We start from the raw sequence: 25388 nt of genomic DNA, 5'->3' as shown, positions 1-25388 counted from the left end.
GCGGGGAACCGCGCGACCAGCCACAGTGGACCTTCAGTCGCCGACGATGACCAGCCACCCCCTACGAGTCGCGATCATCGGCGGCGGCCCCGGCGGCCTCTACGCGGCCGCGTTGCTCAAACGCCTCGACCCCGTCCGCGAGATCACCGTCTGGGAACGCAACGCCCCCGACGAGACCTTCGGCTTCGGGGTGGTCCTCTCCGACGAAACCCTGGGCGGCATCGAACACGCCGACCCCGAGGTCTACACAGCACTGCACCAGGACTTCATCCGCTGGGACGACATCGACATCGTCCACCGCGGCACCCGGCACACCTCCGGGGGCCACGGCTTCGCCGCCCTCGGCAGAAAACGCCTCCTGGACATCCTGCACACCCGCTGCCACGACCTCGGCGTGGACCTCCGCTTCCGCACCGAGGCCCCGGTCGACCTCGCTACGACCCACGACCTCGTCATCGCCGCCGACGGAGTCAACAGCACCACCCGGCAGAGGCACGCCCAGGTCTTCCGCCCCCACGTGACCACCCACCGGTGCCGCTACATCTGGCTGGCCGCCGACTTCGCCTTCGACGCCTTCCGTTTCGAGATCGCCGAGACAGAACACGGCGTGCTGCAACTGCACGGCTACCCGTACGCCCCCGACGCCTCCACTGTGATCGTCGAGATGCGCGAGGAAGTCTGGCGCGCCGCCGGTTTCGACGAACTCGACACCGCCGCATCCGTCGACCGCTGCGCCAAGATCTTCACGGACGCGCTCGGCGGCAGGCCGCTGCGCTCCAACAAGTCCGACTGGACCACCTTCCGCACGGTCGTCAACGACCACTGGTCCCACGGCAACACCGTCCTCCTCGGCGACGCCGCCCACACCGCGCACTTCTCCATCGGCTCGGGCACCAAGCTGGCCGTGGAGGACGCCCTCGCCCTGGCCGCCTGCCTGGAGGAACAGCCGTCCCTTCAGCAGGCGTTGGCCGCCTACGAGACGGAACGCAAACCCGTCGTCGCCTCCACCCAGCGCGCCGCCCGCGCCAGCCTGGAGTGGTTCGAGAACGTCGGCCGCTATCTCGACCAGCCGCCCCGCCAGTTCGCCTTCAACCTCCTCACCCGCAGCCGCCGCGTCACCCACGACAACCTCCGTCTGCGCGACGCCCGCTTCACCGGCGCCGTGGAGCGGGAGTTCGGCTGCCCGCCGGGCACGCCCCCCATGTTCACCCCGTTCCGGCTGCGCGGTCTGACCCTGCGCAACCGGGTCGTGGTCTCGCCGATGGACATGTACTCGGCCGTCGACGGCCTCCCCGGCGACTTCCACCTCGTCCACCTGGGGGCGCGGGCGCTCGGCGGGGCGGGGCTGGTGATGACGGAGATGGTGTGCGTCTCCGCCGAGGGCCGCATCACCCCCGGCTGCACCGGCCTGTACACCGGGAAGCAGGCCGAGGGCTGGAGGCGGATCACCGACTTCGTGCACGCCCAGGCCCCCGGCACGGCGATCGGGGTCCAGCTCGGCCACAGCGGCCGCAAGGGCTCGACCAGGCTGATGTGGGAGGGCCTCGACGAACCGCTGCCCGACGGCAACTGGCCGGTCGTGGCCGCCTCCGCGATCCCTTACCGGCCCGGGAACCAGACCCCGCGCGCGCTCACCCGCGCCCACCTCACCGACCTGCGCGAACAGTTCACCGCGGCGGCCTGCCGAGCCGCCCGCGCCGGGTTCGACCTGCTCGAACTGCACTGCGCACACGGCTACTTGCTGTCCGGTTTCCTCTCCCCGCTCACCAACCGCCGCACCGACGCCTACGGCGGCTCGCTGGAGAAGCGGCTCCGCTTCCCCCTGGAGGTCTTCGACGCCGTCCGGGGCGTGTGGCCCGAGGAACGGCCCATGACCGTGCGGATCTCCGCCACCGACTGGGCGGAGGGCGGGACGTCGGGCGCCGACGCCGTCGAGATCGCCCGCGCCTTCGCCGCGCACGGCGCCGACGCCATCGACGTGTCGACGGGGCAGGTGGTGGCCGAGGAACGGCCCGCGTACGGGCGGTCGTACCAGACGCCCTTCGCGGACCGCATCCGCCACGAGACCGGCGTCCCGGTGATCGCGGTCGGCGCGATCTCCTCCTGGGACGACGTCAACTCCCTGATCCTGGCCGGGCGGACGGACCTGTGCGCACTGGCCCGACCGCACCTCTACGACCCGCACTGGACGCTGCACGCGGCCGCCGAGCAGGGCTACGACGGACCCGGGGTCGTCTGGCCGGACCCGTACCGGGCGGGCAGCCGCCCTCCGCGGACGGGACGTACGGACGCCCCCAAGCCCCGTCTGACACTGGGTACTTGAGCGGCCGGGGGAGTGGCGACGCCGGACAGCCCTCTTCCCCCGCCCGACTCACCCGCCGACGAACGCCGCCCCCGCGTCCCGCAGCCGCCGGTGCAGTCCCCGGAACACCGCCGCCGAGCGGCTGCCCGGCCAGTCCCGCGGCAGCAGCCGGGCGGGCAGCCCGGGGTCGGCGTAGGGGAGGTGGCGCCAGGAGTCCAGGGCGAGGAGGTAGTCGCGGTAGGCCTCCTCGGGCGGGGTGTCCTCGGCCGCGCGCTCCTGCCAGTGCCGCAGCACGCGCGCGTGGCGGTCGAGGAACTCCTCGTGCTCCTTGGCGATCGCGGCCAGGTCCCACCAGCGGGCGACGGCCTCGGCTGTCGGGGCATAGCCGAGGTGCTCGCCGCGGAAGAAGTCGACGTACGGGTCCAGGCCGAGCCGCTGGAGCACGTGCCGGGCCTCCTCGTGCAGGCGTGCGGGCGCGATCCAGACACCCGGCGCCGCGGTGCCGAAGCCGAGTCCGGCCAGCCGGGAGCGCAGGACGTGCCGCTTCTGGCGCTCCGACTCCGGCACGGAGAACACGGCGAGCACCCAGCCCTCGTCCTCGGGCGGTTCGACGGCGTAGATGCGCCGGTCACCGTCGTCGAGCAACTGGCGGGCGTCCGGCGACAGTTCGTACCCCGCCGCCCCCTGTGCGGTACGGGCGGGCACGAGCAGACCGCGGCGTTTGAGACGGGACACGGAGGAGCGTACCGAGGGGGCGTCCACGCCGACCGCCGCGAGCAGGCGGATGAGCTCGGCGACCGGTACCGGGCCGGGCACGAAGCGGCCGTAGGCGCCGTAGAGCGTGACGATGAGAGACCGTGGTGCATGCTGGTCGGACACGTTGATCATCTTAGGTCGTCGGCATCACTGCTGGTCACCCTGGGTGCGCAACCTGAACCTCTGGAGCTTGCCGGTCGCCGTGCGCGGCAGCGCGTCCAGGAAGACGATCTCGCGCGGACACTTGTACGGCGCCAACTCGGCCCTGACGAAGGCGCGCAGTGCCTCGGCGTCCCGCTCGGCGCCCTCCTTGACCACCGCGTAGGCCACCACGACCTGCCCGCGGGCCTCGTCCGCCCGCCCCACCACCGCGGCCTCCACGACGTCCGGATGCCGCAGCAGCGCGTCCTCGACCTCGGGGCCCGCGATGTTGTACCCGGCCGAGATGATCATGTCGTCCGCGCGGGCGACATAGCGGAAGTAGCCGTCGCCCTCGCGGACATAGGTGTCCCCGGTGATGTTCCAGCCGAAGCGCACGTACTCGCCCTGCCGGGGATCGGCGAGATACCGGCAGCCGACGGGCCCGCGCACCGCGAGCAGTCCGGGCGCCCCGTCCGGCCTGTCCCGGCCCTCCTCGTCGACCACGCGCGCCTGCCACCCCGGTACGGGCACCCCCGTGGTCCCCGGCCGGATCCGCTCGTCGGCGGCGGAGAGGAAGATGTGCAACAGCTCGGTGGCGCCGATGCCGTTGATGATCCGCAGCCCGGTCCGCTCGTGCCAGGCCCGCCAGGTGGCCGCGGGCAGGTTCTCGCCGGCCGAGACGCAGCGGCGCAGGCAGGTGGTGTCGTACGCGTGGAGTTCGTCGAGCATCGCGCGGTAGGCGGTCGGCGCGGTGAACACCACGGAGGCCCGGTGCTCGGCGATCGCGGGCAACAGCTGTCTGGGACCGGCCTGTTCGAGGAGGAGGGCACTGGCCCCGGCCCGCAGCGGGAAGATCACGAGCCCGCCGAGACCGAACGTGAACCCCAGTGGGGGACTGCCGGCGAAGACATCGTCCTGCTGGGGTCGCAGCACATGCCGCGAGAAGGTGTCGGCTGTCGCGAGCACGTCCCGGTGGAAGTGCATGCACCCCTTGGGGCGCCCGGTGGTGCCGGAGGTGAAGGCGATCAGCGCCACGTCGTCGGACGCGGTCGCCACGGCCGGGTACGGGGTGTCGGGCGCGGTCCGGTGCAGCAGGTCGCCGGGCGCGTCACCGCCGTACGTCGTGATCCTGAGCCCCGGTATCTCGGCCTTCGTGAGGTCGTCGACCGAGCGGATGTCGCACAGCGCGTGCCCGACCCGCGCGATCTCGCACATCGTGGCCAGCTCGTGCGGCCGCGCCTGCGCCAGAACGGTCACGGCGACCGCCCCCGCCTTCAGCACCGCCAGCCAACAGGCCGCGAGCCAGGGGGTGGTGGGGCCACGCAGCAGCACGCGGTTGCCGGGGACGACGCCGAGGTCGTCGGTGAGGAGATGCGCGAGCCGGTCGACCCGGGCGCGGAGCGTGCCGTAGGTCCAGGTGGGGCCGGTGGGGGTGTGGAACGCCGGACGGTCGTCGGGCGGGCCGGTCAGCAGCTCGGCGGCACAGTTCAGCCGATCGGGGTAACGCAGCTCCGGCAGGTCGAAGACCAGTTCGGGCCACTGGCCGGGCGGCGGGAGATGGTCGCGCGCGAAGGTGTCGACGTGCGCCGAGACGTTCATGGCGGTTCGCCCCCTTGCCTGATGGCCTGCCTCGTGGGCGTCGTGGGTGGGCTCGCGAGAGGAGCGTATCGCGTTGGTGACGGCAGTCAATGGGGCGCGATATCGTCGAGGAGTCCAGTGGAGAGAGGGGACCGGCAATGCCCGCATTCTCGCTCGATCCGGCACAAACCGCCTGGTGTGCGGAGCTGCGCGCCACGGCCGCCGACCGGCTGCGCCCGCTGGCGGAGAAGGGCGAGCCGGGGCGCGTGAACCGGCCCCTGATCGCCGAGCTGGGGCAACTGGGCCTGCTCCGGAGGCTGTTCACCTCCGGCGCCCTGGACCTCTGCCTGATGCGCGAGTCCCTCGCGTACGCCTGCACGGAGGCGGAGACCGCGCTCGCGCTCCAGGGCCTGGGTGCCCACCCGGTGCACGCCCACGGGACCCCGGCCCAGCGGGAACGATGGCTGCCCGCGGTGACGGAGGGCCACGCCGTGGCGGCGTTCGCGCTGAGCGAGCCGGGGGCCGGGTCGGACGCGGCGGCGCTGGAGTTGCGGGCGGAGACGGAGAGGGAGGCGGCGGCAGAGGTGGGCGGGGCGCCGGGCGCGGGTGCGGCGGGTGAGGCGCCGGGTTCGGGCGTCCCCGGTGACGTGCTCGGCGCGGACACCACCGGCGGTGCCCCGCGCCCCGCCCCGCCCCTCACCGCCGAGCCCGACGGCACCGCCCGCTGGCGGCTCACCGGGGAGAAGTGCTGGATCTCCAACGCCCCCGAGGCCGACTTCTACACCGTCTTCGCCCGGACCACGCCCGGCGCCGGCGCCCGCGGGGTCACCGCGTTCCTGGTCCCCGCCGACCGCCCCGGCCTCACCGGCACCGCCCTGGACATGCTCTCACCGCACCCGATCGGCGCCCTGGACTTCGCCGCCGTGCCCGTCACCGCCGACGACGTCCTCGGTGAACCCGACCGCGGCTTCCGGGTCGCGATGGGCACCCTCAACCTGTTCCGGCCCAGCGTCGGCGCGTTCGCGGTCGGCATGGCCCAGGCCGCCCTGGACGCCACCCTCGCGCACACCGCCCGCCGGGACGCGTTCGGCGGCAAGCTGAAGGACCTCCAGACGGTCGCCCACCGGGTCGCCGAACTGGCCCTGCGCACCGACGCGGCCCGCCTGATGGTGTACGCGGCGGCGACGGCGTACGACGAAGGCGCCCCGGACGTCCCCAAGCGCGCGGCGATGGCGAAACTGCTGGCCACCGAGACCGCGCAGTACGTCGTCGACGCGGCCGTCCAACTGCACGGCGCCCGCGCCCTGCGCCGCGGACACCTCCTCGAACACCTCTACCGCGAGGTACGCGCCCCGCGTATCTACGAGGGCGCGAGCGAGGTTCAACGCGGCATCATCGCCAAGGAGTTGTACGCCCGGGCGGAGGCGGACCGATGAGCACCGAGCGCGTCAACCCGCCCGACCTCGCCCCGCCCGCCGGGTTCTCCCACGCCGTCGTCGCCACCGGCACCCGCGTGGTCTTCCTCGCGGGCCAGACCGCCCTCGACACGGACGGCAAGGTCGTGGGGGAGGGGCTGGTGGCACAGTTCGAGCGGGCGCTCACCAACCTGCTGGCCGCGCTGCGGGCCGCCGGCGGCACCCCCGCCGACCTCGCCCGAGTCACCGTCTACGCCAGGGATGTGGCGGACTACCGGACACGGGCCCCTGAACTGGGGCGGATCTGGCGGGAGTTGGCGGGCCGGGACTACCCGGCGATGGCGGTCGTGGAGGTCGTCCGGCTGTGGGACGAGGAGGCGCTGGTGGAACTGGACGGCTTCGCGGTGCTGCCGTAGCCGGACGCGCCGCGGAGGGACGCGCACCCGCACCGCCGGACGGCCCATCCGGGCGCCGATGGCTGAGCGGTCACGGCTGAGTGCTCACGGCTGAGTGCTCACGCGGCCATCGCGAGCTGCGTGACCGGTCCGACGACACTCCCGTCCGGCCGCAGCTCACCGGTGTCGTCGAAGACGATCGCCCCGTCGCACAGCAGGCTCCAGCCCTGCTCGGGCCGGGCGGCCACGACGTGCGCGGCGTGGGTGTCGAAGGCGGGGCACGAAGACTGGTGGGCACACATGGCGACCTCCACGGAGGGAGGACGATCCGTACGGGTCGTCCGTATGGATAGACCATGCGCCCGCCGCGGACGCATCGGAACAGCCGGGCGGCAACCGTGACAACACGCGGACAACACCCTGACCGATCCACGAAGACCGCTGCGGACTCGCCACCGAAGGAGTGACGATCACGCCGGTCGCCCCGCCTGACCGGTACCAGTGGAGGACCTTGTTCCACTTGCCCGGGAGGCCCTTCCATGCCCGTCCGCCCCGCCCTCGTCCTCGCCGCACTGTTCCTGCTGGCCGCCGCCCCCACCGCCGTCGCGGACCCCTACGAGACGGTCACCGTCGACCCGACCGGCACCGTCGCCGCCGACGGCACGGTCACCCTCTCCGGCACCTACCGCTGCCTCGGCAGCACGGGCCCGGCGTTCGTCAGCTCCTCCATCGGCCAGAAGTCCCCGACCCTCCGCCACGGCATCGGCGGCACCCGCGCGGTGTGCGACGGCGTCGAGCACCGCTGGGAGAACACCGGCAGGCCCGCGCCCGGATCGCTGGAGCCCGGCACCGCCCAGGTGGAGGCCACCGTGATGGAGCTGCGCCCGCAGGGCGGCCTGCCGCTGCCCCACTTCCACGCGGCCCGGCAGCAGGGGATCACGCTGACCCAGCGCTGACCCGGACAGCCGGTGCGGCTCGCCGTAGACAGTGCTCCGGCCGCGGTCCCCGAGGGAGCCGCGGTCGGAGGGGGGATGTCGAGCCGGGTCAGATGTCCCGGAAGATCTCGATCTGCGCCCCGATCGAGTTCAGCCGCTCGGCCAGGTCCTCGTAACCGCGGTTGATGACGTACACGTTCCGCAGGACGGACGTGCCCTCGGCCGCCATCATCGCCAGCAGGACGACCACGGCGGGCCGCAGGGCGGGCGGGCACATCATCTCGGCGGCGCGCCAGCGGGTCGGGCCCTCGACCAGTACCCGGTGCGGGTCCAGCAGCTGGAGCCGGCCGCCGAGGCGGTTCAGGTCCGTCAGGTAGATCGCGCGGTTGTCGTAGACCCAGTCGTGGATGAGGGTCTTGCCCGAGGCGACGGCCGCGATGGCCGCGAAGAACGGCACGTTGTCGATGTTCAGGCCGGGGAACGGCATCGGGTGGATCTTGTCGATCGGAGCCTCCAGCTTGGAGGGGCGGACGGTCAGGTCGACCAGCCGGGTGCGGCCGTTGTCGGCGAAGTACTCCGCCGTACGGTCGTGGTCGAGACCCATCTCCTCCAGGACCGCCAGCTCGATCTCCAGGAACTCGATCGGCACCCGGCGCACCGTCAGCTGCGACTCCGTGACGACCGCCGCGGCCAGTAGGCTCATCGCCTCGACCGGGTCCTCGGAGGGGGAGTAGTCCACGTCGACGTCGATGGTGGGCACGCCGTGCACGGTCAGGGTCGTGGTGCCGATGCCCTCGACCCGGACGCCGAGCGCCTCCAGGAAGAAGCAGAGGTCCTGGACCATGTAGTTGGAGGAGGCGTTGCGGATGACCGTGACGCCGTCGTGCCGGGCGGCGGCCAGCAGCGCGTTCTCGGTCACGGTGTCGCCGCGCTCGGTCAGCACGATCGGGCGCTCGGGGGAGACGGACCGGTCGACCTGCGCGTGGTAGATGCCCTCGGTCGCGGCGATGTCGAGCCCGAAGCGGCGCAGCGCGATCATGTGCGGCTCGATGGTGCGGGTGCCGAGGTCGCAGCCGCCGGCGTAGGGCAGCCGGAAGCGGTCCATGCGGTGCAGCAGCGGGCCCAGGAACATGATGATCGAGCGGGTGCGCACGGCCGCCTCGGCGTCGATCGAGGCCATGTCCAGCTCGGCCGGCGGCACGATCTCCAGGTCGACGCCGTCGTTGATCCAGCGGGTGCGCACCCCGATGGAGTTCAGCACCTCCAGAAGGCGGTAGACCTCCTCGATGCGCGCGACGCGGCGCAGCACTGTGCGCCCCTTGTTGAGCAGGGAGGCGCACAGCAGTGCCACGCACGCGTTCTTGCTCGTCTTGACGTCGATGGCGCCGGAGAGCCGGCGTCCGCCGACGACCCGCAGATGCATCGGGCCCGCGTAGCCCAGAGAGACGATCTCGCTCTCCAGGGCTTCACCGATTCGCGCGATCATCTCAAGGCTGATGTTCTGGTTGCCGCGCTCGATGCGGTTGACGGCGCTCTGGCTGGTGCCCAGCGCCTCCGCGAGCTGCGACTGTGTCCAGCCCCGGTGTTGCCGGGCGTCACGGATGAGCTTGCCGATGCGTACGAGGTAATCGTCTGCCATGAGGTTGAGGCTATCTCAGATATGAGATGGCGCATTCTGGAGGGTCCGTCCGGGTGACGGACCTGATGGTGCGTCAACCCCGCCTGGCGGTACGGGTGCGGCGCCATCCGAAAGGTCCGGGCAAATCCACTGATGTCGTACGACGTCCCGTGCTGCTGTGGGTCTGCCTGGGTCCGTTCTTCCCGCCGGTGGTGATGGACCAGGAGCGGCGGTTGATGTTCAGTCGGACACCGGGAAGGATCCGGAAACTCTTGCGGAACGTGAGGGGCATCGTGTCTCCCGTCTGAGTCGCGGAATGTATCTGTCGGTTACCCCGACTCGGCCGACTGATGGCCCCGTGTCTCGAACGGTCCCCGCCGTGTGAGACATCACAAACGGAGTCGGGGCATGACCATCCCGCCCCCGTGTACTAGAGTTATCTCGACATCGAGATATCTGCCTAGGCGCACCGCAGCCGCCCGCATCGGCACCCCGGTGGTAAGGATTACCTAACTTAGCCTTACCTTAGCGGATCGGCCAAGATGCCGTGGCGGCAGGATCGTGGTGAGTTACGCGCACATCAATGAAGGAGACTGTCGTGTCGGCGAACAGCTTCGACGCCCGTGCCACGCTGAGCGTGGGCGACGAGTCGTACGAGATCTTCCGGCTGGACAAGGTGGAAGGCTCGGCTCGCCTTCCGTACAGCCTCAAGGTTCTGCTCGAGAACCTGCTCCGCACCGAGGACGGCGCGAACATCACCGCCGACCACATCCGCGCCCTCGGCACCTGGGACTCCCAGGCCCAGCCGTCGCAGGAGATCCAGTTCACGCCGGCCCGCGTGATCATGCAGGACTTCACCGGTGTGCCCTGTGTCGTGGACCTCGCCACCATGCGTGAGGCCGTCAAGGCCCTCGGCGGCGACCCGGCGAAGGTCAACCCGCTCTCCCCGGCCGAGATGGTCATCGACCACTCGGTCATCGCCGACAAGTTCGGCACCAACGACGCCTTCAAGCAGAACGTCGACCTGGAGTACGGCCGCAACAAGGAGCGCTACCAGTTCCTGCGCTGGGGCCAGACCGCCTTCGACGACTTCAAGGTCGTCCCCCCGGGCACCGGCATCGTCCACCAGGTCAACATCGAGCACCTGGCGCGCACGGTCATGGTGCGCAACGGCCAGGCCTACCCCGACACCCTCGTCGGTACCGACTCCCACACCACCATGGTCAACGGCCTCGGTGTGCTGGGCTGGGGCGTCGGCGGCATCGAGGCCGAGGCCGCGATGCTCGGCCAGCCGGTCTCGATGCTCATCCCGCGTGTCGTCGGCTTCAAGCTCACCGGTGAGCTCAAGCCCGGCACCACCGCCACCGACCTCGTGCTGACCATCACCGAGATGCTCCGCAAGCACGGCGTGGTCGGCAAGTTCGTCGAGTTCTACGGCGAGGGCGTCGCCGCCACCTCCCTCGCGAACCGCGCCACCATCGGCAACATGTCGCCGGAGTTCGGCTCCACCGCCGCGATCTTCCCGATCGACGGCGAGACCATCAAGTACCTGAAGCTCACGGGCCGTTCCGAGCAGCAGCTCGCGCTGGTCGAGGCGTACGCCAAGGAGCAGGGCCTCTGGCTGGACCCGGCCGCCGAGCCGGACTTCTCCGAGAAGCTCGAGCTGGACCTGTCGACGGTCGTCCCGTCCATCGCCGGCCCGAAGCGCCCGCAGGACCGCATCGTCCTCGCGAACGCCGCCGAGCAGTTCGCCAAGGACGTCCTCAACTACGTCGAGGTGCCCACCGCCCAGGCCGGCACCGCCGCCTCCCCGGTCGACGAGGCGAGCGCCGAGTCCTTCCCGGCCTCCGACGCCCCCGCCTACGGCAGCCAGGAGAACGGCGCCGGCGCCCCGCAGCACGCCGAGGGCACCGGTGCCGCGATCCCGTCCAACCCGGTCACCGTGACCGCCCCCGACGGCTCCACGTACGAGATCGACCACGGCGCGGTGACGGTCGCGGCCATCACCTCCTGCACCAACACCTCGAACCCGTACGTCATGGTCGCCGCCGCGCTCGTCGCGAAGAAGGCCGTGGAGAAGGGCCTGACCCGCAAGCCGTGGGTCAAGACCACCCTCGCCCCGGGCTCGAAGGTCGTCACCGACTACTTCGACAAGGCGGGCCTGACCCCCTACCTCGACAAGGTCGGCTTCAACCTCGTCGGCTACGGCTGCACCACCTGCATCGGCAACTCCGGCCCGCTGCCGGAGGAGGTCTCCAAGGCCGTCAACGACCATGACCTCGCGGTGACCTCGGTCCTCTCCGGCAACCGGAACTTCGAGGGCCGTATCAACCCCGACGTCAAGATGAACTACCTGGCCTCCCCGCCGCTGGTCGTCGCCTACGCCCTCGCGGGCTCCATGAAGGTGGACATCACCAAGGACGCCCTCGGCACCGACCAGGACGGCAAGCCGGTCTACCTGGAGGACATCTGGCCCACCGAGGCCGAGGTCAACGACGTCGTCGCCAACGCCATCGGCGAGGACATGTTCTCCAAGTCCTACCAGGACGTCTTCGCGGGCGACGCCCAGTGGCAGGCCCTGTCGATCCCGACCGGCGACACCTTCGAGTGGGATGCGGAGTCGACCTACGTCCGCAAGCCCCCCTACTTCGAGGGCATGACGATGGAGACCACCCCGGTCTCCGACATCACCGGCGCCCGGGTGCTGGCCAAGCTCGGCGACTCGGTCACCACCGACCACATCTCGCCCGCCGGCGCCATCAAGGCCGACACCCCGGCCGGCAAGTACCTCACCGAGCACGGTGTGGAGCGTCGTGACTTCAACTCCTACGGCTCGCGCCGAGGCAACCACGAGGTCATGATCCGCGGCACCTTCGCCAACATCCGCCTGCGCAACCAGATCGCGCCGGGCACCGAGGGCGGCTACACCCGCGACTTCACGCAGGAGGACGGCCCGGTCTCCTTCATCTACGACGCGTCGCAGAACTACCAGGCCGCCGGCATCCCGCTGGTCATCCTGGGCGGCAAGGAGTACGGCTCCGGCTCGTCCCGCGACTGGGCCGCGAAGGGCACCGCGCTGCTCGGCGTCAAGGCCGTCATCACCGAGTCGTACGAGCGCATCCACCGCTCGAACCTCATCGGCATGGGCGTCCTGCCGCTGCAGTTCCCGGCCGGCCAGACGGCCGACTCGCTCGGCCTGACCGGCGAGGAGACCTTCTCCATCACGGGCGTGACCGAGCTCAACGAGGGCACCACCCCGAGCACGGTCAAGGTCACCACCGACACGGGCGTCGAGTTCGACGCGGTCGTCCGCATCGACACCCCCGGTGAGGCCGACTACTACCGCAACGGCGGCATCATGCAGTACGTGCTGCGCTCGCTGATCCGCAACTAAGCGGCCCGGCACACCGGCCGAGGGCCGCACTTCCCGGCGTCGGGACGTGCGGCCCTTTGTCAACTCGCCAAGAACTGTTTGTACTTGAGTCAAATGAGGCTCAACATGATTGGTGAAAAAGGTAGTTGGGAAAGCCGACGCCATGGGCCGGTCGGCGTGAGACGGGCCGGTCGCAATGACGTACGGCATATCGACAGATTCGGGTATGGCTGCGGAGGCCTGGGATCATTTACGCTGAGTGGGTAGTAGCTGTGCGTAGTCTTGCGAGTGCCATGTGTCGTTCTTTGGCTTGACGTTCGGGGGTACTTGCCTGCGGTGGTGGTCGACCGCCCACTAGCATGGACGGGCACTACCCAGGCGTATCGGGGGAGCAGGAGGGCTGAGGTGGTGCATAGGGGGGAACCCTTGTGGCGCAGGAGCAGCATGTGTGGCAATGAGAACGAGTGTGTGGAGGTCGCTGTGTGTGAGGACCGTGTGCTCACTCGTGACTCCAAGGAACCCTATCGTTCGCCTCTGCGATTCACCGCCCCTGTCTGGACGCAGTTTCTCTGCGCGGTGAACCAAGGGGCGTTAGAGGGTTCGTGATGTTGTTGAACAGCCATCGGCAGTAGGTAGGGGGCCTGTATGGGTGCCGAGGCATCTGCGGTACGGCAGTCGGGGAAGAAGCGGGGCAAACGGGACGCGCTCATCGGCGGCGCCGTCGCTTTCGCGCTCGCGGCCGGCGCGCTGGCGACGCTGGCGGCTGCCCTGGCCTCCCTGCTCGTCGACAGCCTGCTCGCCAAGCGGATCCTGTGGGTGACCGTGGCGGTCGGTGTGTCCGTCGGTGCGGGAGTGTGGAAGGCGGGTTACGTCATGGTGACGCCATCTGGTTCGGGTCGCCTCCCGGAGGGTTCTGGGGCGCGGACTCCGCGGTAGCGGTGCCGGCCGCCCGACGGCGTTTGAACCACCGTGTCGCCCACCGTCCCGCCAGAGCGGCGAGCCCGGAGGTGGCGACGAACGTACCGATGGCTGTGCCTATCCGGGACCACGGCAGTTTCAGATCCGCCGCCGCCTCTATGGTCAGGACTATCGCTCCGAGCAGGAATGCGAAAGCGGCCAGAGCGATGGCGCCGACCATCGTCACGAGCTTCAGCTTCACCGCGCCCCGGGCGTTCTCGATCTGGACCAGTCGGTCCGTCTCGGCCTGGTTCTTGATCGCCTGTGCTTTGAGCTCCTCGTCGTTCAGTCCAGCCGCTCCGCCGAGCAGAGTGGTGACCCACTGCTGTAGGCCCTGAGATATCGACCTGAAGACCACGTCGGTCCTCCCCCTGGCTTCATTACCAGCCATGGGCTCCGCAGTTCTAGCGGGCCCTGAGGTCTTGCTTGATGCGATCGATCAGGTCGCGAGACTCGGTGTCGCCGAGTGCCATTTCCGTGATCGTGTGGAAGCACTCCTGGTAACGGGCCAGCAATTCCAGGTCCTCGCCGCCGGTCATACTGCCGGCGGCGTGCTCCAGGTACAGAAGATCGTCGTCGTCGGAGAATCCCAGGAGGACGAAGCTGCCCAGCGTGCTGTAGTGCGCCCCGGCCTCGAACGGCAGGACGCGGATCGTGATGTCGTCGCGGGCGCCGAAGTCCAGCAGCTGCTCCAACTGCTCGTCCAGAACCTCTTTTCCACCGACCTGTCGTCGCACCGCGGCCTCGTCGAGGATGAACGTGGTCTCTGGCTTGCCGTAGCCGTCGAACATCCGCTCCTGTCGTTCCATCCTCAGACCCACGACTCGCTCGGCCCGCTCGGGCGACAGTCCGCGAGGGGCGAGGAGCGCCTTGGCGTAGGCGCGGGTCTGTAGATGGCCGGGGACGACGATGGGATGGTACGTGTACAGGGACGACGCGGCGCTTTCATAGCCCAGGTACTGGGCGAACTGAGGAGTGACCACGTCGTGAAACTTGGACCACCAACTCGGCCCCTTGCTGCCTCGGGCGGCCTCTTCGAGTTCGCTCAACTCGGTGGGGTCGGTGATCTGATAGAGAGCGGCCAGCGCACGCAGGTCGCTCACCGAGACGCTGACCGTGCCTGTCTCGACCCGGATGAGTTTCGACTGGGACCACTCCACCTGCTCGGCCGCCTCACGCTGGCTCAGGCCGGCGCGCTTGCGCGCCTGTCGCAGTGCGAGACGTAGCTTGCGCCGGTTCAGACTGGGGTCCACGGGGGTCATCGCCGCTCCTTCGCCCGTGCACGTACCCTGAACCTGATCGGCCATGCACAGAAAGTTCCTAGCTTTTAGCTCCTCCCAGTATGCCTCTAGCAAAGAGGATAGAGCTAACAGCCATTGGCGTGTTCACGGCATGGTGGCGATGGGGTGGCGGCGGCCCCGTGAGGACCCGTTGAACTGCGGCCGCGCGAGGGGCTTCACGTAGGAGAGCGCGATGGGCTTCACGTAGGAGAGAACGCCGGAACGGGTGTTTGTGCTCCGAAGGGGCGTGCCGAGGTTCCGAGGTATCGAAGCGCGGGAGCTCGAAGAGCGCCCGAAATCCTGTATGGGTACGCGAAGTTGCGCCCGGCGCGCAAAAGCAGCGCGCGAAAGCGGCGCGCAGAGGCGGCGCACGAAAGCGGCGCACGGGCGTGGCGCTGGAGGCGCGCGGAGACGCCGTGGCCGGCCATGGACGGTCAACCCCTTGCGTGCCAGCCGTTTACAGGCGCCCCCGTTCGCGCTACCTTCCGCAACAGGTGGGGTGGGAGCGCTCCCATGCGGGTGGACCGGAACCCGCCCGACGGGACGCCCCACCCCACTCGCGCACACGCATCCGCACGGCCCGTACCTCAAGGAACGGACTGAACTGTCATGATCCTGACAACGTCAGCGGCGTCCCCGGGTCGCCGATCAACGCTCCCCACGCGCGCCAGAGCCTTCTTCCTCGTCCTGGTCTCCCTGCTCGCCACGATCCCGGCCGTCGCGCTGGTGATGACGACCGGCGGTGCGGCCGAGGCCCACGGCACCCCCATGAAGCCCGGCAGCCGTACCTTCCTGTGCTGGCAGGACGGGTTGACCGACACCGGTGAGATCAAGCCGGTCAACCCGGCGTGCAAGAACGCGCAGGCGGTGAGCGGCACCACGCCGTTCTACAACTGGTTCTCCGTGCTGCGCTCGGACGGCGCCGGCCGCACCCGCGGCTTCGTGCCGGACGGTCAGCTGTGCAGCGGCGGCAACACCAACTTCACCGGCTTCAACGCCCCGCGCGACGACTGGCCGGTGACCCACCTCACCGCGGGCAGGACGGTCGACTTCTCCTACAACGCCTGGGCCGCGCACCCGGGTTGGTTCTACGTCTACATCACCAAGGACGGCTTCGCCCCGAAGAAGACGCTCACCTGGGCCGACATGGAGGAGCGGCCGTTCCTCTCCGTCGACCACCCGCCGCTCAACGGCAGCCCGGGGACCATCGAGGCCAACTACTCCTGGACCGGGCAGCTTCCGGCGAACAAGTCCGGCCGCCACATCATCTACATGGTCTGGCAGCGCTCGGACAGCGCGGAGACCTTCTACTCCTGCTCCGACGTCGTCTTCGACGGCGGCAACGGCGAGGTCACCGGCATCCACGAGCCGGGCAACCCCTCCGAGCCGGTGCCGGGCACCTGCACCGCCACCCGTAAGACGACCGGCAGTTGGAGCGGCGGCTACCAGTCCGAGGTGACCGTCACCAACTCCGGTGACGTCCCGATGCTGGGCTGGATGGTCGACTGGACGCTGCCGACCGGACAGAAGGTCGACAGCCTCTGGAACGGCACCCCGACCTACAACGGCCAGGCGGTGATGGTCCACAACGCGAACTGGAACGGATCGCTGAGTCCGGGACAGAGCGCGACGTTCGGCTACGTCGTCACCGGGACCGGCGGCGACACGGCGACCAGCCTGCCCTGCCGGGTGGGTTGAGCGCGGACGGACCTGGTGGGGACCACCGTCGGGTCCGTCGTCCACCCCGCGGGCCCGTTGGGACCGGGGGAGCGGGTGCCGGGCCGTTCCTCGTGGGGAATGAGGAGCGACATGGCCACTTAGGAAGGCCTCGGCGCGACCTATGCCCGCACCCGCAGGCCCGATTCGGGGATCGCCGCGCTGATCCACGCCGCCCTCGGGGACGCCACGGACGTGATCAACGTCGGGGCGGGCACCGGGTCGTACGAACCGCCGGGCACCGTCCTCGCGGTCGAGCCCAGCCGGGTCATGATCGCCCAGCGTCCACCGGGCGCCGCGCGGGCCGTGCGGGCGGTCGCCGAGCGGCTGCCCCTGCGGGACGGCGACGCCGACGCGGTGATGGCGCTGCTCACGGTCCACCACTGGACCGACCGGGTGGCCGGTATCGCGGAGCTGCGTCGGGTGGCCCGGCGCCGAGTCGTCGTCCTGACCTGGGACCAGCGGGTGTTCCGCGAGCGGTTCTGGCTGGTACGGGAGTACCTCCCGCAGGCGGCCGCGTTCGACGACATCCGCGCGATCCCGACCGCCCGGCTGAAGGAACTGCTCGGCGGGGCGCGCGAGGAAGCGGTCCCGGTTCCCCACGACCGCGTGGACGGTTTCGCCGCCGCGTAACGGCGCCGCCCCCACGCCTACCTCGACCCCCGGGTGCGCGCCGGCATCTCGCTGCTCTCCCAGCCTGACGCGCGGACCCTCACCCCCGGCCTGACCCGCCTCGCGGACGACCTGGCCGGCGGCCGCTGGCAACACCGCCATGCCGACCTGCTCACCCGCTTGACCCTCGACGTGGGGTACCGGCTGCTGGTGTCCGACCGCTGATCCGTACGAGCCGCCGCTGAGCCGTCTTCGCGTGTCCGGGGCGCTACACCGGATACGCCCCCTGGAACGCCAGCCGCCCCTCCGCCCCTTCCCCCAAGGACGTCAGCAGGTCGTCCAGGTCCATGAACTCCTCCCACGCCGTCCGCCCGCTCGCCTCGGTCAGCCTCCTGACCACCAGGTCCTCCAGCTCCGGGACGCGTTTGTTCTTCCAGACCTTGTCGGCGAGGCTCACCAGCAGGTCCTCCAGGGCGATGTCCGGCAGGGTCCAGGTGGCGTGGGTGGCGGCGAAGCGGGCGAGGTGGGGGGCGACTCCGTGGGAGAGGAGCAGCTCGCGGCCCGTCTCCTCGTGGGACGAGCCCGGGCCGGAGAGTTCCGCGACATGGGTGGTCTTGCCGATGTCATGCGTGGCCGCACCGAACAGCACGGCTTCGCGGTCCAGCGGGAGCGACGGGTGGCGCTGCGACAGCCACTCCACCAGGCGGTGGGCCACGTCGTGCACCGCCCGCAGATGCGCGGCCAGGCGGGGCGGCGCGTCGAGCTTCCTCAGCAGGTCCGCCACCTGGTCCGGCAGGGGCCGTAGCGGGGGGTGGCCGGGGTCGTCGAGCGCGCGCCGGAGGAGCTCGGTGGAGGTCATCCGGACAGGGTAGGGGCTGGGCCGGGGCGCGGGGTGGGCCTGTGCGGACCCGGTGGGAACCCCCACCGGGTCCGCATGCCGGGCAGGCGAACGGGGGGAGACCCTGCCCGGGTGTCGGTTGGTCTGCGACGACACCCGGCGGCACGTGCGCGGAAGGCTGCGGTGGCGTCACCGCTTCGCACGGACAACGTTGTCGAGTGGTCTAAACCTCACTCTATCCTGCCAACGGGCGACGACGTCAACCCAGTTGGAGCCGCCTCCCGGGAGGCGGTGGCCGCCTCGATCGCAGGCAGTCGGTCACAACGCCGGAGCCGGCCTGGGGCATCGCCCCCAGACCGCAACCGCCCTCCTCCGCCGGCCGCATCGGCTCTTCCGGCTGGCCGACGTGGGCCACGATCAGCGTGACGCGCGGCCGCGGGAGCCGCCCCCGGTCCGTCGGCGGGTCGTGGTGGTCGTAGGGGGCCTCCGGCCGCTGGTGTCTGGTGTCTCCACTCGCGCACCGCAGGACCTCACCCCTCCCATATGCGCCCCAGCCAGTCCAGTTGGCGCCGCACCTGGACCGCGTCCCCGCCCTCGTGCCCGTTGTAGGCGTAGGCGTGGATCTCGGCGTGCGGGGAGGCGCCGGAGAGTTCGCCGTAGCGGTTGAAGGCGGCGTACGCCCCGCTCGGCGGGCAGACGGTGTCGCGCAGGCCCACGCCGAAGTGGGCCGGGGCGTGGGCGCGGCGGGCGAAGGAGATGCCCTCCATGTAGGCGAGGGTGCGGTGGGCGGCCTCCTCGGCGCCCCGGTGGACGGCGAGGTACGCGGAGATCTCGCCGTACGGGCTCGCGTCGGTGAGGTCGAGGGCGCGCCGGATGCCGCACAGGAAGGGCGCGGTGACCAGGGCCGCCGCCAGGTCCGGGACGAGTCCGGCGACGGCCAGCGCGAGGCCGCCGCCCTGGCTGTTGCCGGCCGCCGCGACGCGTTCGGCGTCCACCCCGGGAAGGGCGCGGACCGCCGCCACCGCGCGCACCGCGTCGGTGACGAGACGCCGGTAGTGGTAGTCGTGCGGCGCGAGCAGGCCGCGTACGGCCGGGCCCGGGCCGCCGGGGGAGGAGGCGTGGGGGTCGGGGGTGGCGCCGCCGTTGCCGTACTGGTCGCCCTGGCCGCGGTTGTCCATCAGCAGATGCGCGTACCCGGCGTTGACCCAGGTGAGGCGCTCGTGCGGGAGTCCGCGGCCGCGGCCGTAACCGGCGAACTCGACGACGGCGGGGAGAAGTTCGGGCGCCTGTGCGGGTCTGCTGAACCAGCCGCGCACCGGCTCGCCGGCGAAGCCGCGGAACGTCACGTCCCAGGTCCTGACCAGCCGCAGTCCGTTGGCCACCGGGCGGGCCGACACCAACACCTCGTGCCGCGCCGCCTCCTTGAGGGTCCCCCGCCAGAACTCGTCGAAGTCGGCGGGCTCTTCGGGGAGCGGCCGGTGGTTCACCAGTTCCGTCAGCGGCAGGTCGAACGCGGGCACGGGACACCTCGCAGGAGTCGGTCAGGAAAGGGAAACTTGCGGAGATCGCTGGGCCTGGTCTCCCTGTCCTACCCCGCGTGCGGCGGGCTCCAACTCCCCACTCGCGCCTCAGATGCCCGCTGCGACACCATTGACAGCGCTTTCCAGCTGCCTTTAAGTTGCCGCGAAGTTACCGGTAAGCGCTCGAAAGTTTCGGTTCAAATCCCCCCTCCTGTGAGGACCGAGCATGAGCACCTCCACCAAGTCGGCCTCTCCGCCCGGCATCGAGGACCCACCCGCACCCACCCGGCCTCCGGTACCCACCGCGCGCGCCACCTGGAGACGGGCGCTGCGCCGCGACTGGCAGCTGTACTCGCTGGCGCTGCTGCCGCTGCTGTTCTTCCTGGTCTTCCGCTATCTGCCGATGCTCGGCAACGTGATCGCGTTCCGCCGCTTCCAGCCCGGTGGGTCGATCTTCGGCGAGCAGTGGGTGGGCCTGCGGTACGTCGAGATGTTCCTCAACGACCCCACGTTCTGGCAGGTGTTCCGCAACACCCTCTGGATCGGCGGGCTCACCCTCGTCTTCTGCTTCCCGATCCCGATCGTGCTCGCCCTGCTGCTCAACGAGGTACGCCGGCGCTCCCTGAAGCGTTTCGTGCAGTCGGTCTCCTACCTCCCGCACTTCCTGTCGATCGTGATCGTCGCCGGTATCACCCTGCAGATGCTGGCCACGGACGGACCCGTCAACCACGTCCTGGGCTGGTTCGGGCACGACCCGATCCGCTTCATCCAGGAACCCGGGTGGTTCCGCACGATCTACGTCGGCTCCGAGATCTGGCAGACCGCCGGCTGGGGCACGATCCTCTACCTCGCCGCGCTCACCACCATCGACGAGGACCTGTACGAGGCCGCGCGCATCGACGGCGCCAACCGCTGGCGGCAGATCTGGCACGTCACCCTGCCCGGCATCCGCCCCACCATGATCACGCTGCTGATCCTCAACATCGGCACGTTCCTGGCGGTCGGCTTCGAGAAGGTCCTGCTGCTGTACAACGCGCTGACCTATCCGACGGCCGACGTGATCTCCACCTACGTCTACCGGACCGGTGTGGAGTCCAACAGCTTCAGCTACGCCGCCGCCATCGGGCTCTTCGAGGCGGTCATCGGCCTGGTCCTGATCGTCTCCGCCAACCAGCTCTCGCGTCGCACGGTGGGGACCAGCCTGTGGTGAGGCCGAGCCGCCCCTACCGGGTCTTCCAGGGCGTCAACGCGGTGGTGCTGTCCCTCGTGGTACTGGTGACCCTCTACCCCTTCGTCAACATCGTCGCGCGGTCCTTCAGCGGGGAGCGCCAGATTCGCGCCGGTGAAGTGACCTTGTGGCCCAAGGGGTTCAACCTCACCACGTACAAGATCGTGTTCCAGGACTCGATGTTCTGGCGCAACTACGGCAACACCGTCTTCTACACGCTCGTGTCGACGGCCGTGGCCATGGTCCTGACGACCTGTTACGCGTACGTGCTGTCGAAGAAGCACCTCAAGGGCCGTACCGCGCTCGTCGGTATCGCGGTGTTCACCATGTTCTTCACCGGTGGCCTGATCCCGCAGTACGTCCTGATCACCAGCCTCGGTCTGAAAAACAGCGTGTGGGCGATCGCGCTGCCCAACGCGATCAGCGTCTTCAACCTCCTGGTGATGAAGGCCTTCTTCGAGAGCCTGCCGACCGAGCTGGAGGAGGCCGCGCAGATCGACGGTCTGAGCACCTACGGCACCCTGCTCAGGATCGTGCTGCCGCTGTCCAAGGCGGTCGTGGCGACGATGGTGCTCTTCTACTCGGTGTCGTTCTGGAACTCCTGGTTCAGCGCTTTCCTCTACATGGACAGTTCGGACCTGATGCCGGTCACCGTCTATCTGCGGAACATGATCCAGGGCGCCACCGGAGGCTCCAACGCCGGTGCCACCACGGACCAGCTCAGCCAGGTCGGGGCGAACATCCAGGCGGTCACCATCGTGCTCACCGCCCTTCCGATCCTCTGCGTGTACCCGTTCGTCCAGCGCTACTTCGTCTCGGGCGTGATGCTCGGCGCCGTCAAGGGCTAACAAGGGAGTACCAGTGCAGAACGCACGGCATGTGTCACGGCGTCAGATCCTGGCCGCCGCCGGATTCGCCGGACTCGCCACCCTCACCGGCTGCGGCAGCGGCGACGACGGCGGGGACGGCAAGGACCTCTCCAAGAAGCAGGACGGCGCGATGAAGGAGTACCGCGCCGGACAGCGGTTCAAGGCCACGAAGCCGCTCTCCTTCTCCCTGCTGCACAACAACAACCCGGTCTACCCGATGAAGAGCGGCTGGCTGTTCTGGAAGGAGGTCACCCGGCGCACCGGGATCACCCTCAAGCCGCTCGACGTCCCGCTGGCGGACTACGAGAAGAAGCGCAGCGTCCTCATCGGCGCCGGCGACGCCCCCTTCCTCATCCCCAAGACGTACCACCCGGGCGAGGTCGCCTTCGTCTCCTCGGGCGCGATCCTGCCGGTCAGCGAGTACGTGCACCTGATGCCCAACTACCAGGAGAAGGTGCGCAAGTGGCGGCTGGAGCCCGAACTGGACTCCATACGCCAGTCCGACGGCAAGTACTACCTGCTGCCGGGCCTGCACGAGAAGGCCAAGTCCAACTACTCGATGGCCCTGCGCACCGACGTCCTCGACAAACTGGGCCTCGCCCTGCCGGAGACCTGGGACCAGGTCTACGAGGTCCTCACGGCACTGAAGTCGGAGTACCCCGGCAAGTACCCCTGGAGCGACCGCTGGAGCACCAACACCCCCTTCCCGTGCGGGGCGCTGTTCAGCTACCTCGGGCAGGCCTACGGGATCAGGGCGGGCTGGACGTACGACAACATCACCTTCGACACCAAGGCGAAGCAGTTCGTCTTCACCGGCGCCATGGACACCTGGCGTCAGATGGTCGAGTTCATGCGGAAGCTGGTCGCCGAGAAGCTCCTCGACCCGGAGAGCTTCACCCAGCAGGACGACCAGGCCCTGCAGAAGCTGCTCGCCGAGAAGTCCTATGTGATCAGTGCCAACCCGCAGGTGCTGGTCCAGGAGTACCGGTTCAACCTGGAGAAGCAGGTCAGGGGCGCCACGATCGAGATGCTGCCGGTGCCGCTCGGCCCGGCCGGTCCGGTGGTGCTCGACGGCGCACGGCTGGAGAACGGGATCATGATCTCCAGCAAGGCCCTCAAGAGCGACAACTTCGTGGCGATGATGCAGTTCGTGGACTGGCTCTGGTACTCCGACGAAGGCCAGAAGTTCTGCAAGTGGGGTGTGGAGGGCACCACGTACACGGAGTCCGGCGGCCGGTACGAGCTGAAGCCCGGCATCTCCCTCATGGGCTCCGACGCGGGGGCCCCGAAGGACCTCCAGAAGGACTTCGGCTTCTTCAACGGCGTCTTCACCTACGGCGGCAGCTGGGACCTGGTCTCCTCCAACTTCAGCCCCGACGAGAGGAAGTTCCAGGACGCCATGGCCCAGCGCACCCAGCTGCCCATCGCCCCGGCACATCCGCTGCAGTCCGTGGAGCAGGAGCAGGCGACCCTCTGGGAGACCCCGCTCAAGGACCACACCATCCAGAACACCCTGAAGTTCGTCCTCGGCAAGCGCCCGCTGTCCGAATGGGACGCGTACGTCTCCGAGTTGAAGTCGAAGAACATGCAGCAGCTCGTCGACCTGCACAACAAGGCGTACGACCGGTTCAAGAAGGAGAACGGGTGATCCGCGTCCCCGTCGAGGGTACGGGCCGGTTCCCCGACGCCTGGCGCCACTGTGTCGGCACCGGCCGTCTCGAACTCGCCCTGCGCCGCGACTACCAGGAGTCGCTGAAGCTCCTCCAGGACGAGATCGGCTTCCGGCACATCCGAGGACACGGACTGTTCAGCGACGGCATGGGCGTCCACCGCCCGTACCAGTGGCAGGGCGCCCGGCGCGTCCACCACTCGTTCACCTACGTCGACCAGGTCGTCGACGCCCTCCTGGCGCTCGGCATCCGGCCCTTTCTCGAACTCGGCTTCATGCCCTCGGAGTTGGCGTCAGGGAAGCAGACCGTCTTCTGGTGGCACGGCAGCGTCACCCCGCCCCGCTCGCACCGGGAATGGGCGGCGCTGGTGAAGGCGACCCTCGCCCACCTCGTCGACCGGTACGGCCTCGACGAGGTGCGCACCTGGCCCGTCGAGGTGTGGAACGAGCCCAACCTGCCGGACTTCTGGGAAGGCGCGGACGAGCAGGCGTACCACCGGCTGTACGAGGTGACCGCCGTGGCGGTGAAGGAGGTGGACGCCTCCCTCCAGGTCGGGGGGCCGGCGCTGTCGCCCGGCGCCGACGAGTGGCTGGACCGGTTCGCCGGGTTCGTGGAGCGGCGGGACGTCCCCGTGGACTTCGTCTCGAAGCACGCCTACTCCTCCGGTCCCGCCCAGCACGTGCCGTTCGGCGTGCACCAGACGCTGGAGCCGGCGCAGGAGCTGCTGGACCAGTTCGCCACGCCCCGCGCCCTCCTGAAGGGCACGCGGCTGGCCGAACTGCCCGTCCACATCACCGAGTTCAACTCCTCCTACCGCCCCGACAACCCGATCCACGACACGGCGTTCCACGCCGCGTACCTGGCGCCCGTGCTGGCCCGGGGCGGGGACCACGTCGACTCCTTCTCGTACTGGACGTTCAGCGACATGTTCGAGGAGGCCGGCCCGCCGACCGCCCTCTTCCACGGCGGCTTCGGGCTGCTCACCCACCGGCAGGTGCGGAAGCCGACCTACCACCTGTACGCCTTCATGGCCCGGATGGGGGACGAACTGCTCAGGCGCGGCGACGACCACCTGGCCACCCGGCACCCGGACGGCCGGGTCACGATCCTCGCCTGGGCGCCGGTGGACGCGAGCGGCCGCACACCGGGCCCCGACCGGCACCGGCTGCGGCTGTCGGTGCCGCTGGGCGAGGTGGGGGAGGCGTTCGTACGACGGTCGAGCGTGGACGAGGAGCACGGCAACGCCCGCACGGCCTGGCAGCGGATGGGCAGCCCCCGCTCGCCACGGCCCGGCCAGCTCGACGTACTCCACGAGGCGGCACAACCCGCGCGCCGCCATCTGCGGTTGCCGGTCGAGGACGGCCGGGTGGCCCTCGACCTCACGCTGAACCGGCACGAGGTGACGCTCGTCGAGGTCAGCGCGGTCGTGGAGGAGGCGCCGCCCTGGACGGACGAGCGGCGGCTGCTGGGAGGGGACCCACGATGAGCGCACCCGCCACCGCCTTCGGCGCCGGGCCCCTCTCCCGGGCCGCCGCCCTCCTGCACACCCTGGTCACCGTCGAGGCGCTCCTTCTGCTCACCGCCGCCCCCGGCCTGACCGGCCTGTTCCTGCTCGGCCCCGCCCCCGGCAACCTCCCCCTCGCCGCCTGCTGCCTGCTTCCGCTCGGACCGGCCTGCTCCGCCGCCCTCTACGCCCTGCACCACCGCGACCGCGACCTCACCGACCTGCACCCGGCCCGCGCGTACCGGCGGGGCTGGCGGCTCAACGCCCTCCCCGCCCTGAAGCTCTGGGCGCCGCTGCTCGGCTGGCTCACGGTCATCGCCTTCACCCTCACCCACTTCTCCGCGACCGGTCTGCCCGGCTGGTGGGCGGTCCTGCTCGCGGCGATCGGCCTCGGCTCCCTGCTGTGGGGCGCCCACGCGCTCGTACTGACCTCCCTCTTCAGCTTCCGCACCCGCGACACCGCCCGCCTCGCCGCGTACTTCCTCGTGCGGCACGGCCGCGCCGACCTCGCCGCCGCCTCGCTGCTCGTCCTGACCGCCGCGGGGACGGCCCTGTGCACGGAGGCCCTGCCCGCCCTGCTGGCCGCCCCGCTGCTGCTGTCCCTGCTGCACGGCAGCCGCGCGGTGATCGCCGAGACCCAGGAGGACTTCACCGTATGACCGGCGGGATCCGGTACGGCGG

24 protein-coding genes are annotated in these 25388 nt (G+C 70.1%); 15 read left to right on the top strand and 9 right to left on the bottom strand.

The window, feature by feature from the left end:
- The first annotated feature begins 46 nt into the window (after nucleotides 1-46).
- Nucleotides 47-2323, top strand: a complete 2277-nt coding sequence (locus ACZ56U_RS02355; protein WP_469082139.1) for a bifunctional salicylyl-CoA 5-hydroxylase/oxidoreductase — start codon at nucleotides 47-49, stop codon at nucleotides 2321-2323.
- A gap of 48 nt (nucleotides 2324-2371) precedes the next feature.
- Here the strand turns inward: ACZ56U_RS02355 and ACZ56U_RS02350 are convergent, their stop codons facing one another.
- Both ACZ56U_RS02350 and ACZ56U_RS02345 read right to left on the bottom strand, forming a co-directional pair.
- Nucleotides 2372-3190, bottom strand: coding sequence for a PaaX family transcriptional regulator (locus tag ACZ56U_RS02350; protein ID WP_469082138.1), 819 nt, complete (start codon nucleotides 3188-3190; stop codon nucleotides 2372-2374).
- A gap of 15 nt (nucleotides 3191-3205) precedes the next feature.
- Nucleotides 3206-4798, bottom strand: coding sequence for an AMP-binding protein (locus ACZ56U_RS02345; RefSeq protein ID WP_469082137.1), 1593 nt, complete (start codon nucleotides 4796-4798; stop codon nucleotides 3206-3208).
- A gap of 137 nt (nucleotides 4799-4935) precedes the next feature.
- Between ACZ56U_RS02345 and ACZ56U_RS02340 the strand changes: the two genes are divergently transcribed.
- Together ACZ56U_RS02340 and ACZ56U_RS02335 are read left to right on the top strand one after the other, a co-directional pair.
- Nucleotides 4936-6213, top strand: a complete 1278-nt coding sequence (locus ACZ56U_RS02340) for an acyl-CoA dehydrogenase family protein (protein ID WP_469082136.1) — start codon at nucleotides 4936-4938, stop codon at nucleotides 6211-6213.
- Complete coding sequence (locus ACZ56U_RS02335) at nucleotides 6210-6608, top strand: RidA family protein (RefSeq protein ID WP_469082135.1); 399 nt, start codon at nucleotides 6210-6212, stop codon at nucleotides 6606-6608. Before ACZ56U_RS02340 ends, ACZ56U_RS02335 begins: the two co-directional genes overlap by 4 nt.
- Nucleotides 6609-6706: 98 nt before the next feature.
- On the opposite strand, the gene ACZ56U_RS02330 is transcribed toward ACZ56U_RS02335, so the two are convergent.
- The gene (locus ACZ56U_RS02330) at nucleotides 6707-6889 is read right to left on the bottom strand and encodes a DUF5999 family protein (RefSeq protein ID WP_469082134.1); all 183 of its coding nucleotides are present in this window, start codon (nucleotides 6887-6889) and stop codon (nucleotides 6707-6709) included.
- 237 nt (nucleotides 6890-7126) lie between these two features.
- On the opposite strand from ACZ56U_RS02330, the gene ACZ56U_RS02325 reads away from it, so the two are divergent.
- The gene (locus tag ACZ56U_RS02325; protein ID WP_469082133.1) at nucleotides 7127-7543 is read left to right on the top strand and encodes a DUF6299 family protein; all 417 of its coding nucleotides are present in this window, start codon (nucleotides 7127-7129) and stop codon (nucleotides 7541-7543) included.
- Nucleotides 7544-7631: 88 nt separating this feature from the next.
- On the opposite strand, the gene ACZ56U_RS02320 is transcribed toward ACZ56U_RS02325, so the two are convergent.
- The gene (locus ACZ56U_RS02320) at nucleotides 7632-9161 is read right to left on the bottom strand and encodes a helix-turn-helix domain-containing protein (protein ID WP_469082132.1); all 1530 of its coding nucleotides are present in this window, start codon (nucleotides 9159-9161) and stop codon (nucleotides 7632-7634) included.
- 73 nt (nucleotides 9162-9234) lie between these two features.
- Nucleotides 9235-9432 (bottom strand): DUF4236 domain-containing protein, encoded by a 198-nt coding sequence (locus ACZ56U_RS02315; RefSeq protein WP_469082131.1) that lies wholly within the window; start codon nucleotides 9430-9432, stop codon nucleotides 9235-9237.
- A gap of 306 nt (nucleotides 9433-9738) precedes the next feature.
- Here ACZ56U_RS02315 and ACZ56U_RS02310 point away from each other — a divergent pair, with 306 nt between their 5' ends.
- The 3 genes from ACZ56U_RS02310 to ACZ56U_RS02300 all read left to right on the top strand — a co-directional run bounded on the left by ACZ56U_RS02310 (nucleotide 9739) and on the right by ACZ56U_RS02300 (nucleotide 13449).
- Nucleotides 9739-12534 (top strand): aconitate hydratase, encoded by a 2796-nt coding sequence (locus ACZ56U_RS02310; RefSeq protein WP_469082130.1) that lies wholly within the window; start codon nucleotides 9739-9741, stop codon nucleotides 12532-12534.
- 423 nt (nucleotides 12535-12957) lie between these two features.
- On the top strand, nucleotides 12958-13119 hold the full coding sequence (locus ACZ56U_RS02305; protein ID WP_469082129.1) for a DUF397 domain-containing protein: 162 nt from the start codon (nucleotides 12958-12960) through the stop codon (nucleotides 13117-13119).
- 39 nt (nucleotides 13120-13158) lie between these two features.
- Nucleotides 13159-13449, top strand: a complete 291-nt coding sequence (locus ACZ56U_RS02300) for a hypothetical protein (RefSeq protein ID WP_469082128.1) — start codon at nucleotides 13159-13161, stop codon at nucleotides 13447-13449.
- On the opposite strand, the gene ACZ56U_RS02295 is transcribed toward ACZ56U_RS02300, so the two are convergent.
- Together ACZ56U_RS02295 and ACZ56U_RS02290 are read right to left on the bottom strand one after the other, a co-directional pair.
- A complete protein-coding gene (locus tag ACZ56U_RS02295) occupies nucleotides 13385-13861 on the bottom strand; it encodes a hypothetical protein (protein ID WP_469082127.1) in 477 nt (158 codons plus the stop codon). The two genes, ACZ56U_RS02300 and ACZ56U_RS02295, sit on opposite strands and share 65 nt — an antisense overlap.
- A 13-nt stretch (nucleotides 13862-13874) precedes the next feature.
- Nucleotides 13875-14732 carry a helix-turn-helix domain-containing protein gene (locus ACZ56U_RS02290; RefSeq protein ID WP_469082126.1) on the bottom strand — a complete coding sequence of 286 codons (858 nt, stop codon included), beginning with the start codon at nucleotides 14730-14732 and terminating at the stop codon, nucleotides 13875-13877.
- Nucleotides 14733-15359: 627 nt separating this feature from the next.
- Here ACZ56U_RS02290 and ACZ56U_RS02285 point away from each other — a divergent pair.
- From ACZ56U_RS02285 to ACZ56U_RS02275, 3 genes are all read left to right on the top strand, one after another.
- Nucleotides 15360-16448: a lytic polysaccharide monooxygenase auxiliary activity family 9 protein gene (locus ACZ56U_RS02285; RefSeq protein ID WP_469082125.1), complete on the top strand. Its 1089-nt coding sequence runs from the start codon at nucleotides 15360-15362 to the stop codon at nucleotides 16446-16448.
- Between the two features lie 213 nt (nucleotides 16449-16661).
- Nucleotides 16662-17099, top strand: a complete 438-nt coding sequence (locus tag ACZ56U_RS02280; RefSeq protein ID WP_469082124.1) for a methyltransferase domain-containing protein — start codon at nucleotides 16662-16664, stop codon at nucleotides 17097-17099.
- 33 nt (nucleotides 17100-17132) lie between these two features.
- Nucleotides 17133-17303, top strand: a complete 171-nt coding sequence (locus ACZ56U_RS02275) for a hypothetical protein (RefSeq protein WP_469082123.1) — start codon at nucleotides 17133-17135, stop codon at nucleotides 17301-17303.
- Nucleotides 17304-17346: 43 nt separating this feature from the next.
- On the opposite strand, the gene ACZ56U_RS02270 is transcribed toward ACZ56U_RS02275, so the two are convergent.
- Together ACZ56U_RS02270 and ACZ56U_RS02265 are read right to left on the bottom strand one after the other, a co-directional pair.
- Nucleotides 17347-17937 (bottom strand): HD domain-containing protein, encoded by a 591-nt coding sequence (locus ACZ56U_RS02270; RefSeq protein ID WP_469082122.1) that lies wholly within the window; start codon nucleotides 17935-17937, stop codon nucleotides 17347-17349.
- Nucleotides 17938-18446: 509 nt separating this feature from the next.
- Complete coding sequence (locus ACZ56U_RS02265) at nucleotides 18447-19436, bottom strand: acetylxylan esterase (RefSeq protein WP_469082121.1); 990 nt, start codon at nucleotides 19434-19436, stop codon at nucleotides 18447-18449.
- Nucleotides 19437-19662: 226 nt separating this feature from the next.
- Here ACZ56U_RS02265 and ACZ56U_RS02260 point away from each other — a divergent pair, with 226 nt between their 5' ends.
- From ACZ56U_RS02260 to ACZ56U_RS02240, 5 genes are read left to right on the top strand one after another with little or no spacing between them, the layout of a single operon-like run.
- The gene (locus ACZ56U_RS02260) at nucleotides 19663-20646 is read left to right on the top strand and encodes an ABC transporter permease (protein WP_469082120.1); all 984 of its coding nucleotides are present in this window, start codon (nucleotides 19663-19665) and stop codon (nucleotides 20644-20646) included.
- On the top strand, nucleotides 20640-21512 hold the full coding sequence (locus ACZ56U_RS02255) for a carbohydrate ABC transporter permease (protein ID WP_469082119.1): 873 nt from the start codon (nucleotides 20640-20642) through the stop codon (nucleotides 21510-21512). The genes ACZ56U_RS02260 and ACZ56U_RS02255 overlap by 7 nt, the downstream gene beginning before the upstream one ends.
- Nucleotides 21513-21525: 13 nt before the next feature.
- Nucleotides 21526-23181, top strand: a complete 1656-nt coding sequence (locus ACZ56U_RS02250; RefSeq protein ID WP_469082118.1) for an ABC transporter substrate-binding protein — start codon at nucleotides 21526-21528, stop codon at nucleotides 23179-23181.
- Nucleotides 23178-24689, top strand: coding sequence for a GH39 family glycosyl hydrolase (locus tag ACZ56U_RS02245; RefSeq protein WP_469082117.1), 1512 nt, complete (start codon nucleotides 23178-23180; stop codon nucleotides 24687-24689). Before ACZ56U_RS02250 ends, ACZ56U_RS02245 begins: the two co-directional genes overlap by 4 nt.
- Nucleotides 24686-25366: a hypothetical protein gene (locus ACZ56U_RS02240; protein WP_469082116.1), complete on the top strand. Its 681-nt coding sequence runs from the start codon at nucleotides 24686-24688 to the stop codon at nucleotides 25364-25366. Before ACZ56U_RS02245 ends, ACZ56U_RS02240 begins: the two co-directional genes overlap by 4 nt.
- Nucleotides 25367-25388: the final 22 nt, after the last annotated feature.

It is taken from the genome of Streptomyces sp. NPDC034103, assembly GCF_055575395.1.
Note: the sequence above shows the minus strand (reverse complement) of the source record. Positions and strands in the feature narration are given on the sequence as shown.

Coding starts and splice junctions, on each gene's coding strand:
- ACZ56U_RS02355 (WP_469082139.1), top strand. CDS start 47: ATGACCAGCCACCCCCTACGAGTCGCGATCATCGGCGGCGGCCCCGGC.
- ACZ56U_RS02350 (WP_469082138.1), bottom strand. CDS start 3,190: ATGATCAACGTGTCCGACCAGCATGCACCACGGTCTCTCATCGTCACG.
- ACZ56U_RS02345 (WP_469082137.1), bottom strand. CDS start 4,798: ATGAACGTCTCGGCGCACGTCGACACCTTCGCGCGCGACCATCTCCCG.
- ACZ56U_RS02340 (WP_469082136.1), top strand. CDS start 4,936: ATGCCCGCATTCTCGCTCGATCCGGCACAAACCGCCTGGTGTGCGGAG.
- ACZ56U_RS02335 (WP_469082135.1), top strand. CDS start 6,210: ATGAGCACCGAGCGCGTCAACCCGCCCGACCTCGCCCCGCCCGCCGGG.
- ACZ56U_RS02330 (WP_469082134.1), bottom strand. CDS start 6,889: ATGTGTGCCCACCAGTCTTCGTGCCCCGCCTTCGACACCCACGCCGCG.
- ACZ56U_RS02325 (WP_469082133.1), top strand. CDS start 7,127: ATGCCCGTCCGCCCCGCCCTCGTCCTCGCCGCACTGTTCCTGCTGGCC.
- ACZ56U_RS02320 (WP_469082132.1), bottom strand. CDS start 9,161: ATGGCAGACGATTACCTCGTACGCATCGGCAAGCTCATCCGTGACGCC.
- ACZ56U_RS02315 (WP_469082131.1), bottom strand. CDS start 9,432: ATGCCCCTCACGTTCCGCAAGAGTTTCCGGATCCTTCCCGGTGTCCGA.
- ACZ56U_RS02305 (WP_469082129.1), top strand. CDS start 12,958: ATGTGTGGCAATGAGAACGAGTGTGTGGAGGTCGCTGTGTGTGAGGAC.
- ACZ56U_RS02300 (WP_469082128.1), top strand. CDS start 13,159: ATGGGTGCCGAGGCATCTGCGGTACGGCAGTCGGGGAAGAAGCGGGGC.
- ACZ56U_RS02295 (WP_469082127.1), bottom strand. CDS start 13,861: ATGGCTGGTAATGAAGCCAGGGGGAGGACCGACGTGGTCTTCAGGTCG.
- ACZ56U_RS02290 (WP_469082126.1), bottom strand. CDS start 14,732: ATGACCCCCGTGGACCCCAGTCTGAACCGGCGCAAGCTACGTCTCGCA.
- ACZ56U_RS02285 (WP_469082125.1), top strand. CDS start 15,360: ATGATCCTGACAACGTCAGCGGCGTCCCCGGGTCGCCGATCAACGCTC.
- ACZ56U_RS02270 (WP_469082122.1), bottom strand. CDS start 17,937: ATGACCTCCACCGAGCTCCTCCGGCGCGCGCTCGACGACCCCGGCCAC.
- ACZ56U_RS02260 (WP_469082120.1), top strand. CDS start 19,663: ATGAGCACCTCCACCAAGTCGGCCTCTCCGCCCGGCATCGAGGACCCA.
- ACZ56U_RS02240 (WP_469082116.1), top strand. CDS start 24,686: ATGAGCGCACCCGCCACCGCCTTCGGCGCCGGGCCCCTCTCCCGGGCC.